Here is a 12,763-nt window from a genome sequence, read left to right on the forward strand (position 1 = left end):
GGGCAGAAATGCTGGCAAACAAGCGGATCCTGTTGATCATCGGAGGCGGCATCGCGGCCTATAAAACGCCCGAGCTGATCCGGAGACTACGCGAACGCGGGGCGGCGGTGACGCCTGTCATGACGCGCGCGGCCAAGGAATTCGTAACCCCGCTCAGCCTGTCCGCGGTGGCCGGAGAGAAGGTCTATGACGATCTGTTTGACCTGACCGATGAATCCGAGATGGGCCATATCGAACTGTCGCGCAGTGCCGACCTGATCGTCGTGGCCCCGGCCACTGCTGATCTGATGGCCAAGATGGCGGGGGGGCACGCGGATGACATGGCCTCGACCCTGCTGATGGCGACGGACACGCCGGTGATGATTGCGCCCGCGATGAACGTGCGCATGTGGGATCACCCGGCGACACAGCGCAACCTGGCCACTTTGCAGGCGGATGGCATCAGTTTGATTGGCCCGAACGAGGGCGACATGGCCTGCGGCGAATACGGCCCCGGCCGCATGTCCGAACCTCTGGAGATTGTCGCCGCAGCCCAGGCCACCCTGTCAGGCGGCCCGTTGAAGGGTAAACGCATTGTCATAACCTCGGGGCCGACGCAGGAACCGATTGACCCGGTGCGCTATATCTCGAACCGCTCATCCGGGGCACAGGGCACGGCGATTGCCCGTGCATTGGTCGCGCTGGGCGCCGAGGTCGTGTTCGTGACCGGCCCCGCCGATGTGCCCCCGCCCGAGGGCGTACAGGTGGTGCGGATCGAAACCGCAGTTCAGATGCTGGAGGCCGTGCAGGCGGCCTTGCCCGCCGACGCTGCCATTTTCGCCGCCGCCGTGGCCGATTGGCGCGTGACAGAGGCGGCCAGTTCGAAGATGAAAAAGCAAAACGGCGAGATCCCCACGCTCAGCTTCTCTGAGAACCCGGATATCCTGGCAACGGTCAGCCAAATGACGGACGGGCGCCCCGGTCTGGTCGTGGGTTTTGCCGCTGAAACCGACGACGTGATCGAAAACGCGACGGCCAAGCGTCTGCGGAAAGGGTGCGATTGGATCGTGGCCAACGATGTCTCGCCCGAGACCGGCACCTTTGGCGGCGCGCAGAACACGGTGCATATCATCAATGATGTGGGCGTCGAGGATTGGCCGAAAATGGCCAAGGACGCAGTGGCGCAAAAGCTGGCCGAGCGCATCGCTGCCGCTCTGGACGCGTAAATTTTTCTGAAAGGACCGGGCCAAGATGGTGACCGTTGCATTGACTTGGACAGACGAGGCCGACCAGACGCTGGCCCTGCCAAGCTATGAATCCGAGGGCGCTGCAGGCGCTGACCTGCGGGCCAATTTCGGTCCAGATTTGCGGGGCACGGGCGTGGTGCTGGCTCCGGGTGCGCGGGCGTTGATTCCGACGGGCCTGCGGCTTGAAATCCCGTTGGGTTTCGAGGTGCAGTTGCGCCCTCGATCCGGGTTGGCGCTGAAGCACGGGATCACGCTGCCCAACAGCCCAGGCACGATCGACAGCGACTATCGCGGGCCGTTGGGGGTGATTGTGATGAACGCAGGTGACGCTGATTTCCACGTACAACACGGGGACCGCATCGCCCAGATGATCGTGGCTCCGGTTGTGCAGGCGACCTTCGAAATGGCCGAGGTTCTGTCGGACACCGCGCGTGGCGCGGGCGGATTTGGCTCGACCGGGCGGGGCTGATGGCGCTGGTCCTGATACTGGCGGCGGTCCTGTGGGGGATCGGAATGGCCATGGGGGCGCCGATCCGGGTGCGTATAGTCATGCTGGCAGTGCTTTGGGCGGCCGTTGTGCTGCTGCATCTGGTGTTGCCCGATGGGAACGCCTTGCGCACGGCGACTGGCGGGCAGGCCGCGCCCTGGCTGATCTTCGGGGCGCTGGCCGGGCTGGTTTTGCTGTATCGTGAAGGGCTTAGATGGCTGCGACGCCGGGCCGTCCCGACGGCAGCCCCGGCCAAACCCCAAGGCACGTTTTCCGAGGTCGAGCTGAACCGCTATGCCCGCCATATCGTGCTGCGCGAGGTTGGCGGTAAGGGTCAAAAACGCCTGAAAAACGCAAAGGTTTTGGTGATCGGCGCCGGGGGTCTGGGCTCGCCTGCGCTGCTCTATCTGGCCGCCGCGGGCGTGGGCACGATCGGCGTGATTGACGATGATGAGGTCGACAATTCCAACCTGCAGCGGCAGGTAATTCACCCCGATGCAGCGATCGGCATGCCTAAGGTATTCTCAGCGCAGAAGGCGATGGAGGCGCAGAACCCCTTTGTCCAGGTGCGGCCCTATCATCGCCGCCTGACGCCCGAATTAGCGAGTGAAATGTTCGCAGAATACGACCTGATCCTTGATGGTACTGATAACTTCACCACACGGTATTTGGTGAATGAAGCTGCGGTTTCTTCAGGTAAGCCGCTGATTTCCGGCGCTTTATCGCAATGGGAGGGGCAGATCAGCGTGTTCGAACCCGCGCAGTCCGGCCCCTGTTACCAATGCGTGTTCCCTCAGGCCCCGGCGGCAGGCCTGGCCCCGTCCTGCGCCGAGGCCGGCGTGATCGGCCCCCTGCCAGGCGTCATAGGCACCATGATGGCTGTCGAGGCTATCAAGCTCATCACCGGCGCGGGGGCTCCTTTGCGCGGCGAGATGCTGATCTATGATGCGCTTTGGGGTGAAACCCGGAAAATCGCATTGAAAAAACGCTCCGATTGCCCGGTTTGCGGTGAAACAGCCTAGGCGATCTGGACGTCTGGCACGGGCGTGATTACCTGTGCTCTCAAAGGAGAATTTGCATGACCAATCCGCTGCTGTCCGCCTGGAAAACCCCGTTCGAGATCGCTCCGTTTGATACCATCAACGACGCTGATTTTGCCCCCGCTTTCGCCCGGGCGCTGGACGTGCATAAGGCCGAAATTACCGCCATCGCCAACAATCCCGAAGCGCCGACATTCGCCAACACGGTCGAGGCGATGGAGGCCGCAGGCGGTGATCTGGACAAGGTGCTGTCCGTGTTTTTCACCGTGGCGGGTGCTGACAGCAACCCCGAACGCGAGAAGCTGCAGGTCGAATTTTCCCCCAAACTGGCGGCGCATTTTGCCGCGATTTCATCGAACAAGGCTCTGTTCGCGCGGATCGCCGACCTGTGGGCGCAGAAGGACACGCTGGACCTGACCGCCGAGCAGCAACGGGTACTGATGCTGACCCACCGCGGGTTCGTGCGTTCGGGCGCGGCTTTGGAAGGGGCCCAGGATGCGCGCATGGCCGAGATCAAGGGCAAGCTGGCCAGCCTGGGCACGGCCTTCACCCAGAACCTGCTGGCGGATGAACGCGAATGGTTCATGGAACTGACCGAGGATGATCTGGACGGCCTGCCTGATTTCGTCGTTGATGCAATGCGCGCGGCCGGTCAGGAAAAGGGCACCGAAGGCCCGGTCGTGACCCTGTCACGCTCGATCATCACGCCTTTCCTTCAGTTCTCGCCGCGGCGCGATCTGCGCGAACGGGCCTATGCGGCTTTCGTAGCGCGCGGGGCCAATGGGGGGGACACGGACAACCGCGAGATCGCCGCTGAAATCCTGTCACTGCGCGAAGAACGGGCCAAGTTGCTGGGGTATGACAGCTTTGCCGATTACAAGCTGGAAACGGAAATGGCCAAGACTCCCCAGCGCGTCGAGGAATTGTTGCTGGCAGTGTGGGAGCCGGCCAAAGCGCGGGCCGAGGCGGACGCCAAGGTGTTGGAGCAGATGATGCACGCCGACGGTATCAATGGCGATCTTGAAGCGTGGGACTGGCACTATTACGCCGCGCGCCGCCGCAAGGCCGAGCATGATCTGGACGAGGCCGCGCTGAAACCCTACCTGCAGCTGGACCGGATGATCGAGGCGTCGTTCGCTTGCGCTAACCGGCTGTTTGGGCTGGAATTTTCGCCGCTGGACGTGCCTTTGTACCACCCTGATTGTCGCGCGTGGGAGGTCACTCGGAACGGTAAACACGTGGCGGTTTTCATCGGGGATTACTTTGCGCGCGGTTCCAAACGTTCGGGGGCTTGGTGCTCGGCCATGCGGGCGCAGGCGAAGTTCCCCAAGGTGCAGGCGCCCGTCGTGATCAACGTGTGCAATTTTGCAAAGGGCGACCCTGCGCTGCTGTCCTATGACGACGCGCGCACGCTGTTCCACGAATTTGGCCATGCGCTGCACCAGATGCTGTCGGACGTGACCTATGAGAGCATCTCGGGGACATCCGTGGCACGCGATTTTGTCGAACTGCCCAGCCAGCTGTACGAACACTGGCTTGAAGTGCCCGAGGTTCTGGCCGAATTTGCCACCCATGCCGACACCGGCGCGCCCATGCCCGCCGAGATGTTGGAAAAGGTTCTGGGCGCTGCCAACTTCGATCAGGGGTTTGCAACGGTGGAATATGTCGCCTCGGCCTTGGTGGATCTGGCGTTCCATCGTGGCGGGGCCCCGACGGATGTGATGGCCATGCAAGCGCAGGTTCTGGATGGGCTGGACATGCCAAAACAGATCGCCATGCGCCACGCGACCCCGCATTTTGCACATGTCTTTGCCGGGGATGGCTATAGCTCGGGTTATTACAGCTACATGTGGTCCGAGGTGATGGATGCCGACGCCTTCGCCGCCTTTGAAGAGGCCGGAAGCGCGTTTGATGCCGACACTGCCAAGGCGTTGGAGGAGAATATCCTGTCAACGGGTGGGTCCGTGGATGCCGAGGCGCTGTACACCGCGTTCCGGGGGCGGATGCCGGGGATCGAAGCGCTGCTGAAGGGGCGCGGGCTGGTTTCGTGAGCGGAGGGGCCTTGCCCCTCTGGCCTGCGGCCTTTCACCCCAGAGTATTGGATGAGCAAAGAAGCAGGCATGAAAAAGGCCCGGCGGGGCATGCCGGGCCTTAGCGATTTTTGTGCGGTTTAGATTTTTTGGTCGTATTCGCCGACGCCGGGTTCGGTTTGGATCACGGCGTCCAGTTCGGCGAAGATGGCGCGCATCTCGTCCTCGCTGTCGCTGCTTTCACAGACAACCACCAGGTTCGGCGTGTTCGACGAGGCGCGCACCAGACCCCAGGAGCCGTTTTCCAGGATCACACGGGCACCGTTGACGGTGACGACTTCTTTGACATTTTGGCCGGCGAAGGTGTCGCCTGCCTCGGCCTTGGCGACCAGTTTCTCCACGATACGGTCGAGGATGTCGTATTTTTCCTCGTCCGCGGCATAGGGCGACATGGTCGGGGTCGACCAGGTTTTCGGCAGGGCCTTGCGCAGGTCGGACATAGACATGTCGGGGTTGCGATCCATTAGTTTGCAGATCTCAACAGCGACGCGCATGCCATCGTCATAGCCGCGGCCAATCGGTTCGGCCAGGAAGTAGTGGCCGGATTTTTCGAAGCCAGCCAGGGCGTTCAGAGCATGAACGCGGCGCTTCATGTGGCTGTGACCTGTTTTCCAGTAGTCGGCCTTAATGTCGTATTTCTGCAGCTCGGGGTCCGAGGCAAACAGGCCTGTGGATTTCACATCCGCCACGAAGGTCGAGCCGGGATAGAGCTTGGCCAGATCGCGAGCCATGATGACGCCCACCTTGTCGGCGAAAATCTCTTCGCCCTCGTCGTCGACAACGCCGCAGCGGTCGCCGTCACCGTCGAAACCCAGCGCAAAATCGGCGCCCGAGGCTTTGACACTGTCGGCCATGTCGTGCAGCATTTCCATGGCTTCGGGGTTCGGGTTGTAGTTGGGGAAGGTGTAATCCAGCCGGTTGTGGCTATCCACCATCTCGACGCCCAGACGTTCGAACAGGGCGGGGCCAAAGGCGGCGGCGGTACCGTTGCCGCTGGCGCAGACGACCTTGAGTTTACGCGACATTTTGAAGTCACCCACCAGGTCATCCATGTAGGCTTCTTGAACGCCATCGACGAATTCGTAGCTGCCGCCGGGGGCCGGTTCGCCTTTGCCGTTCAGCACGATGTCCTTCAGCTCGGCCATTTCGTCGGGGCCGTGGGTCAGGGGGCGCTGGAAGCCCATCTTCACGCCGGTCCAGCCGTTGGGGTTGTGACTGGCGGTGACCATGGCCACGGCGGGCGCGTCCAGGTGGAACTGGCTGAAATAAGCCATAGGGGTGATGCAGGGGCCAATGTCCTTGACCTGAACGCCAGCCTGCATCAGGCCGATCACCAGCGCGTTTTTGATGGCCAGCGAGTAGTCGCGATAATCGTTGCCGACGGCGATCACAGGCTCCAGCCCGTGCTTGCGCATCTGCGTGCCGATGCCCAGGCCCAGGGCGGTCATGCCTGGCAGGTTGATCTCGTCCGGGAATTTCCAACGAGCGTCATACTCGCGAAACCCCGTGGGTTTGATCATCGGAGATTTGAGGAATTCCCAGGTGTTCGGGGTGACGTCGTAAATTGGTTTGGTCACTGTGATCTCACTTTTTGAAATCTGAAAATTGGTTGAGGCCATGACTGGTATGCCCAGCATAGAAGGGGAATACAACATTCATGCGATGCAAAAATCAGCACGCAGCAAGGACGTGCTGATTTCGCAGGCAATTGGTTCCGGGCGCGTTAGGTCGAGACCTGTTCGCGCAGGATCGAAGCGGTAAGCGAGATCAAAAGGTAAACCCCCGAAAAGATCAGAAAGGCCAGCAGCGTGTTCTCGAACGCGCGCGGATAGGTAGGATCATCGGGTGGCACCGGGCGAACGCTGGTGGTCAGATAGCGGACCTGCCTGTTGGCCTCTTGTGCGGTTTGCTTTTCGTTCTGCAGGGCCGATTGCAGAAACAAGTCTGCAGTGGCCAGATCCGCCTGAGCGATCTGGATCTGTGCAGCCTTGGCCGCCAGCGAGGTGTCGCCGTTGGTGGCATGAGTCAGGCGGTTGCTTTGCTTTTCCAGCTCGGCTTGCAACAGGCGGATTTCGGTGCGCAAGGCGTCCACCCGTGGCTTAGACGGGCGTGAGTTGTTCAGCATGGTCTGCAGTTGTAGCTCTTTTTCCTGCAGTTGCAGCTCGACGTTGTTCATCAGAGCGCGGATACTGGCGATCTCGCCCTCGGGGTCCAGCAGCGTGCCTTCTTGCAATTGCACAAGGCGCACCTGGGCCTCGCGGCGTTCGCGCTTGGCTTCTTCCAGGCTGGTGCGGGCCTCTTTCATCTGGTCCTCGCGTTTTCGGCGGGACAGATCGTCAACGCGTTCTTCAGCATAGGAAATCAGTTGCTGCGAAAATTGTGCGCTGACCTGCGGATCGGCGGCTGCAACCTCCATCCGAATGACGCCTTCGGTCGGGTCATAGCCAATTTTCACGTTGTTCTTGTAGATGCTGTAGGCAGCTTCGTCCGAGGCGCCATCTTCAAGCCGTTGAATCGGGTCGATCCAGTCCTGGCTGAAATGCGCCTTAAAGCCGATGTCCTGCTCCAGCCGTAACATGGCGTCGCGGGATTCCAGATAGGACTGCACCGCAATCGCGTCCTGGTTGGTGGCAAATTGCGTCCCGCTGAGAAGCCCGCCCAGGGCCGAGCCGCCAACGGCATCAGCTTCGAGGATCAGAAACTCGGACTTGGTGGCATACATCGGCGTTGCGACGGTAAAAAAGTACCAGCCGGCCAGTAAGGTTGGCAGGAAAACGAAGAAGGCCAACCGGGATAGCAGTGCAAAGGATTTGCGGCGGCGGCGCTTGGCGATATCGCGCTGAATAGAGGAGATTTCCTGCACGCGACGCTCGGCCGGGCTAAGCTCGGTCGAGGGCAGCTGCGGTTTTTCGACTGGCACCGTTTGCGGTAGTTGGACAGGCTGCTCGGTCGGGGCCGGTGTCTGGTCCTGCGGGACCACCAGCTCCAGCATGTTGGCGCGCTGGAACGGGTCAATGCCCTTGGCGCGCAGCAGGCGCACCGCGTCGAAATCCGATGTCGGCGACAACCCGTGTTTCTGTGCCACGCGCCGGGCCATGCGCAATTGGCGGCCGGTCAGACCCTCGCGGCGGATAGTGTCGATGCTGCTTTCGGCCGCTGTCTGGCGGGGCGAGGCGATGTCAGCAGATGCCTTGGGCTGTTCCGCGGCGGGCGCGGGTTGCGCGGGCTGCTGCACCGAGGACAGATGACGCTCGGGTTCGGGCGGTTCGGGGGGCGTTGGCACAGCTTCGCCATCGACAGGTTGCCCCATCGCAAGAGGTTGCCCCCGCCGGATTCGGAACTTCTTAGCCTTGGGTTTCGTAGTCATACAGCCTTTTCGCCTCTTCCAAGGTGTCAAACATATGCAGCTTGCCATTCATCAGAACGGCCGCTGAACTCGCAAATTTTTCCAGCGTACGGGGCTGGTGGGAAACGATGATCACCGTCGTGGTGCGCAGACGTTCACGCAACAAATCGCCTGCTTTCCTGTTGAATTCAACATCCGTGGACGAGGGCATGCCCTCGTCGATCAGATATATGTCAAAATCCAGCGCCAGCATCAGCGCGAACGAGAACCGGGATTTCATCCCCGAGCTATAGGTGCCCAGAGGTTGATCGAAATATTCGCCCAGACCGCAAAGCCAGCGGCAGAATGCCTCGACATAATCGGGGTCCAGCCCGTACAGGCGCGCGATATAGCGGCTGTTTTCCACCGCCGAATGCTTACCGACCACGCCGCCCATGAACCCCAAGGGAAAGCTGATGTTGCATTCACGCCGGATAACGCCCTCGTCGGGTTTTTCCAGGCCAGCCATCATGTTGATAAGCGTGGTCTTGCCGGTGCCGTTGGGGGCCAGGATGCCGATGGATTTGCCCAGTTCAACACGAAAGGACACGCGGTCAAGGATCACCTTGCGCTGTGTGCCGGTCCAAAAGGACTTACTGACGTTGTCGAACTCCAACATGGTGGTGTCTCTTGCTGCTCCTGCCATCCGAGATAGCGGCGTTTTCTTACGACCTGTTTAACCAAGCTCTGGCGCTGCAACGGATTTCAATGCGGTTTATCGCATGTTTTCTGGGCCAAAATAAGGCTCATAAAAGCCGAAACCGGCCCCATATGGAACCGGTTTCGCCGATTTTTGAACGGATCGAGGGGTTAAAGTGATCGTTTCTCGACGCGGAAAACCTTGCCCGCGATTACCGACACCACGGCCGCGCCGAAACTGAGCAATGCACCCATCTTGGCCGCGTCCTGCACTTCGCCCGCAGGGAAGGCAACGGTGGCCACGAACAGCGATACGGTGAACCCGATAGCCGAGACGCAGCCGATTACGAACAGGTCCGAGGTCTTCATTCCCTGCGGAAGCCCCAGCCTGAGCACATGCGCCCCAAGCACCCCCATAAGAAGCACGCCTACGGGTTTGCCGATCAGAAGGCCGGCCAGCACCAGCCAGGTCGGATCGCCGATGGCCGAAAACTCGACCCCAGCGTTGAGCAAGCCAAAGAAGAACAGCACCACCTCGACCGGGTGTTTAAGAGCGTGCTCGATATCGTTAAGCAAGTCGTGCAGGTATTGCTCGGCCTCGCTGAACATCCCGAAGGCGCGGTCAGCGTGGGGGATGGTCGGTACGATCGGCAGAAGCCCCAGTGCGGGGTGAATACCTGCGCGCATGAAGCCGTACCAGCTGATGCAGCCCGCGATCAGGTAGGGCCAGAAGCTGAGGTTTGCGCGCACCCAGGTGGAATTTGGCCGTGCCTGATTGCCCCAATCCAGATAGCGCGGCAGCCAGTTGGCCAGAACGAACACGGCAACAGCTGCCCCAAGCGAGGCCAGCAGCCATTCGGGCGCCAGGTCGCCGGAGGGGTAAAAGATCGCAAGGATGATCAGGCCCGCAGCGTCATCGGCAATGGCCAACAGCAGCAGAAAACGCACTGCAGGGTGGCCCGCGCCGAACACCATGCGACCCACAAGATACGAGAACGCGATATCCGTCGCGGTCGGGATCGCCCAGCCGTTCTTGACGGCCTCATAGGTGTCCGAGCCCATGATAAGCGCCAGGCCCAGGTACACGGCGATGGGGCCAAACATGCCGCCTGCAGTCGCGATCAGCGGGGTCGCCGCCTTTTTTCCGCGCAACGAGCCGTTCTCGAGGATCACGGCCTCCCAGACTTCTTTCGCGGCAATGGCAAAGAAGAACGCCATCAGCACGTCATTGACCAGATAATGCAGCGTCAACGTCCGGTGCCCGTCATGATAATGACCGATCGGGGCATGGTCCCAAATCTTGAACTCGACGAAATGGTGATAGCTTTCGGGGTTCGTATTGGCCCAAACAAGTGCGATCAGCGCACCAAAGATCAGCAACAAAGAGTAGTTGGTGACAAAATTCCAAACGCGATACATGCGTCTCCCCATCGTGTTATTTTTGTTTCCCGACAAGTAGGTCATCGAACGCCCTGGGGCAATGAAAACCGATAAAAAACCCAGCAAACAAGGGTATGCAAAGAAATACCCATGCGCGCCTTGCGTGCTGGTGCAAGCGCTCTTACCACGTGTGTATGGTCACGATTGAGCAGGATATCCTTGGGTGCAGACGTTGTGCCGGGCGGTTCAGCGCCACGGCCAGCCGCCATTCACCCCGTCCCGTGGCCTGGTTTCATCCCCGCGCGCGAATTTTGGTGGCCGGGCAGGCGCCGGGGATGCGTGTGCATGAAACAGGAAAGCCGTTCAACGATGCTTCGGGGGATCGGCTGCGTGACTGGTTGGGGGTGGATCGCGACACGTTTTATGACCGCGACCTGTTTGCCTTTGTGCCCATGGCGTTTTGCTTTCCCGGCTATGACGCGCGCGGTTCGGATTTGCCGCCGCCACCGATATGCGCGCAGACTTGGCGCTCCGAGGTTCTGGAGGCGCTGAAAAACATACGCCTGACCGTGCTGGTGGGCGGCTATGCGCAAGCCTATCACTTGCCCGGCCGTATGTCTGTGACCGCCCGCGTTCAGGGATGGCGCGACCATGCGCCCGGAGTTTTCCCCTTGCCTCACCCGTCCTGGCGCAATACCGCTTGGCTGCGAAAAAATCCGTGGTTCGAGGCCGATCTGTTGCCCGTACTGCGCGCCCAAGTCCGAGAGATCCTTGATGACCCAAACCCCGCATGACACCCCGCTGGATATCGCCCACGCCCAGATGATGGCGGATGAAGGCGACGATGCCGCCCGCCTGCGGTTTTACGAACGTCTGGCCGATTGCGAGCTGTTTTTGCTGCTGATCGAAGAGCCGGTGGATGAAAACGTTTCGCCTCAGGTATTCGAGGTCGAGGGAAATTCGTTCGTGCTGGTGTTCGATCGCGAGGAACGTCTGGCCGAGTTCGTGGGTGACGTGGCCCCCTTTGCAGCGCTGTCGGGGCGGATCGTGGCCAGCCTTTTGGCGCAGCAGGGCATGGGGCTGGGCCTGAACCTCGAGGTCGCGCCATCCTCGATCCTGATCCCGCCCGAGGCAATTGCGTGGCTTGATCAGACGTTGGGTAATGCCCCGTCCGAGGCCGAGGCCAAGATCGAGGAAATCTCGACCCCTGCTGGTCTGCCCGAAGCGTTGCTGACAGGTCTGGACACCAAACTGGCCACTGCCGCAGGGCTGGCGCACAGCGCCTATCTGGTCGGTGTGACGTATGACAATGGCGTACGCTCGCACCTTCTGACGTTCATCGACGTGGTTCCCGGCGCCGAAAGCGCGCTGGCCAAGGCCGTGTCCGAGGCACTGGTGTTTTCCGGGATTGAGGCGGGCGCGCTGGATGTCAGTTTCGCCCGTTCCGCGGATGCGATGGCGGCGACACTGGCCAAATGGGGGCTGAAGTTCGACCTGCCGCAACCCGAAGAAGCCCAAGAGGTCGGTCGCGCAGCCCCGGGCTCGGATCCGGAAAAGCCCCCAATCCTGCGCTGAACATTGGGCTGATCAATAGCCCAGATTACGATCCACCAGATACAGCAGACCCTCGCCTGCCTCGCTGCGGCGGATGTTTTCGGCGATCACCTCGGACGCGGTTTCGGGCCGCGTTTCCGAGGCAATATGCGGGGTTACGGTCACGTTGGGATGCGCCCAATAGGGATGATCATCAGGCAGAGGTTCTACCCGGAACACATCCAGTGTGGCATGGCCAACCCGCCCGCTGTTCAACGCGGACAGCAGAGCGTCATCGTCAATCAGGGCCCCTCGTCCGGGATTAAGGACTGCTGCGCCGGGTGCCAGAAGGGCCAGCCTGTCCGCATTCAGAATATCCTCGGTTGCGGGGGTCTTGGGCAGCAGCAGAACCACGATCTCGGCGCCTGTCAGCGCGGTGTCCAGATCATCGCCGTGCAGGCATCGGACCCCTGGAACGTCCTTGGCAGACCGGCTCCAACCAATGACGTCAAAGCCAAGCGCAGCCAAGGCCACGGCCGTTGCGGCGCCCAATTCCCCCAGTCCCAGAACGGTAACCTTGCGATCGCGCGACAGGGGGGGCACCTTTGGCTCCCATTCGCCGGACTGACGCGCCAGGAAATAGTCGATATCCAAGTGATAGCGCAGCACATGGCCAACCACCCATTCGGTCATCCCTTGTTTCAGCCCGAAATCCACCATCCGCGCCAGGGGCTGGGTCAGGGTCTGGTTGCCCACGATCGCCTCGACCCCGGCCCACAGGTTCAGCACCGCCTTGCAGCGGGTATAGGGCGTGAAATCCTGAAGGGGCGAGTTCGGCGCATAGACGATGTAATCCACCAGCGCGGGGTCAAATTCCGTCCTCAGACCGGCGTCCAGACCAGCCTTGGCAAAGGCATCTTGCAGCGGTTTCTGATAGATCGGCCAGCGCGACGGGTGGCCTGCGAAAAGAACGTTGATCATCG

The 12,763-nt window shown here is 61.0% G+C and carries 11 protein-coding genes; 6 read left to right on the plus strand and 5 right to left on the minus strand.

Going from position 1 to position 12,763, the window contains the following annotated elements; translation table 11 throughout:
* Nucleotides 1-8: 8 nt before the first annotated feature.
* From coaBC to ACOQOQ_RS07195, 4 genes are read left to right on the plus strand one after another with little or no spacing between them, the layout of a single operon-like run.
* A complete protein-coding gene (coaBC, locus tag ACOQOQ_RS07180) occupies nucleotides 9-1,205 on the plus strand; it encodes a bifunctional phosphopantothenoylcysteine decarboxylase/phosphopantothenate--cysteine ligase CoaBC (protein WP_420569454.1) in 1,197 nt (398 codons plus the stop codon).
* Between the two features lie 25 nt (nucleotides 1,206-1,230).
* Nucleotides 1,231-1,695 carry a dUTP diphosphatase gene (gene dut, locus ACOQOQ_RS07185; RefSeq protein ID WP_420569455.1) on the plus strand — a complete coding sequence of 155 codons (465 nt, stop codon included), beginning with the start codon at nucleotides 1,231-1,233 and terminating at the stop codon, nucleotides 1,693-1,695.
* Nucleotides 1,695-2,735 (plus strand): HesA/MoeB/ThiF family protein, encoded by a 1,041-nt coding sequence (locus tag ACOQOQ_RS07190; protein WP_420569456.1) that lies wholly within the window; start codon nucleotides 1,695-1,697, stop codon nucleotides 2,733-2,735. Before dut ends, ACOQOQ_RS07190 begins: the two co-directional genes overlap by 1 nt.
* 56 nt (nucleotides 2,736-2,791) lie before the next feature.
* Nucleotides 2,792-4,804 carry a M3 family metallopeptidase gene (locus tag ACOQOQ_RS07195; protein WP_420569457.1) on the plus strand — a complete coding sequence of 671 codons (2,013 nt, stop codon included), beginning with the start codon at nucleotides 2,792-2,794 and terminating at the stop codon, nucleotides 4,802-4,804.
* Nucleotides 4,805-4,923: 119 nt separating this feature from the next.
* Here the strand turns inward: ACOQOQ_RS07195 and ACOQOQ_RS07200 are convergent, their stop codons facing one another.
* The 4 genes from ACOQOQ_RS07200 to ACOQOQ_RS07215 form a co-directional block, all read right to left on the minus strand.
* Entirely contained in the window at nucleotides 4,924-6,420 is a 1,497-nt protein-coding gene (locus ACOQOQ_RS07200) for a phosphomannomutase/phosphoglucomutase (protein ID WP_420569458.1), read from the minus strand.
* Nucleotides 6,421-6,566: 146 nt separating this feature from the next.
* Complete coding sequence (locus tag ACOQOQ_RS07205; RefSeq protein WP_420569459.1) at nucleotides 6,567-8,210, minus strand: capsule biosynthesis protein; 1,644 nt, start codon at nucleotides 8,208-8,210, stop codon at nucleotides 6,567-6,569.
* Nucleotides 8,188-8,847: an ABC transporter ATP-binding protein gene (locus tag ACOQOQ_RS07210; RefSeq protein ID WP_420569460.1), complete on the minus strand. Its 660-nt coding sequence runs from the start codon at nucleotides 8,845-8,847 to the stop codon at nucleotides 8,188-8,190. Before ACOQOQ_RS07210 ends, ACOQOQ_RS07205 begins: the two co-directional genes overlap by 23 nt.
* A 191-nt stretch (nucleotides 8,848-9,038) precedes the next feature.
* Nucleotides 9,039-10,286: a Na+/H+ antiporter NhaA gene (locus ACOQOQ_RS07215; RefSeq protein WP_420569461.1), complete on the minus strand. Its 1,248-nt coding sequence runs from the start codon at nucleotides 10,284-10,286 to the stop codon at nucleotides 9,039-9,041.
* 155 nt (nucleotides 10,287-10,441) lie between these two features.
* Between ACOQOQ_RS07215 and ACOQOQ_RS07220 the strand changes: the two genes are divergently transcribed.
* Together ACOQOQ_RS07220 and ACOQOQ_RS07225 are read left to right on the plus strand one after the other, a co-directional pair.
* Nucleotides 10,442-11,041 (plus strand): uracil-DNA glycosylase family protein, encoded by a 600-nt coding sequence (locus tag ACOQOQ_RS07220; RefSeq protein ID WP_420569462.1) that lies wholly within the window; start codon nucleotides 10,442-10,444, stop codon nucleotides 11,039-11,041.
* Nucleotides 11,022-11,822, plus strand: coding sequence for an SseB family protein (locus ACOQOQ_RS07225; protein WP_420569463.1), 801 nt, complete (start codon nucleotides 11,022-11,024; stop codon nucleotides 11,820-11,822). The genes ACOQOQ_RS07220 and ACOQOQ_RS07225 overlap by 20 nt, the downstream gene beginning before the upstream one ends.
* 12 nt (nucleotides 11,823-11,834) lie before the next feature.
* Here the strand turns inward: ACOQOQ_RS07225 and ACOQOQ_RS07230 are convergent, their stop codons facing one another.
* A complete protein-coding gene (locus tag ACOQOQ_RS07230) occupies nucleotides 11,835-12,761 on the minus strand; it encodes a 2-hydroxyacid dehydrogenase (RefSeq protein WP_420569464.1) in 927 nt (308 codons plus the stop codon).
* Between the last annotated feature and the right edge of the window lie 2 nt (nucleotides 12,762-12,763).

This window comes from Thalassovita sp. (assembly GCF_965218685.1).
Taxonomy (GTDB): Bacteria; Pseudomonadota; Alphaproteobacteria; order Rhodobacterales; family Rhodobacteraceae; genus Thalassobius.

What these genes read in the sequence shown, in the direction of transcription:
- ACOQOQ_RS07215 (WP_420569461.1), bottom strand. Translation starts at nt 10,286, where the DNA reads ATGTATCGCGTTTGGAATTTTGTCACCAACTACTCTTTGTTGCTGATC.
- ACOQOQ_RS07220 (WP_420569462.1), top strand. Translation starts at nt 10,442, where the DNA reads ATGGTCACGATTGAGCAGGATATCCTTGGGTGCAGACGTTGTGCCGGG.
- ACOQOQ_RS07225 (WP_420569463.1), top strand. Translation starts at nt 11,022, where the DNA reads ATGACCCAAACCCCGCATGACACCCCGCTGGATATCGCCCACGCCCAG.
- ACOQOQ_RS07210 (WP_420569460.1), bottom strand. Translation starts at nt 8,847, where the DNA reads ATGTTGGAGTTCGACAACGTCAGTAAGTCCTTTTGGACCGGCACACAG.
- ACOQOQ_RS07205 (WP_420569459.1), bottom strand. Translation starts at nt 8,210, where the DNA reads ATGACTACGAAACCCAAGGCTAAGAAGTTCCGAATCCGGCGGGGGCAA.
- coaBC (WP_420569454.1), top strand. Translation starts at nt 9, where the DNA reads ATGCTGGCAAACAAGCGGATCCTGTTGATCATCGGAGGCGGCATCGCG.
- ACOQOQ_RS07190 (WP_420569456.1), top strand. Translation starts at nt 1,695, where the DNA reads ATGGCGCTGGTCCTGATACTGGCGGCGGTCCTGTGGGGGATCGGAATG.
- ACOQOQ_RS07195 (WP_420569457.1), top strand. Translation starts at nt 2,792, where the DNA reads ATGACCAATCCGCTGCTGTCCGCCTGGAAAACCCCGTTCGAGATCGCT.
- ACOQOQ_RS07230 (WP_420569464.1), bottom strand. Translation starts at nt 12,761, where the DNA reads ATGATCAACGTTCTTTTCGCAGGCCACCCGTCGCGCTGGCCGATCTAT.
- dut (WP_420569455.1), top strand. Translation starts at nt 1,231, where the DNA reads ATGGTGACCGTTGCATTGACTTGGACAGACGAGGCCGACCAGACGCTG.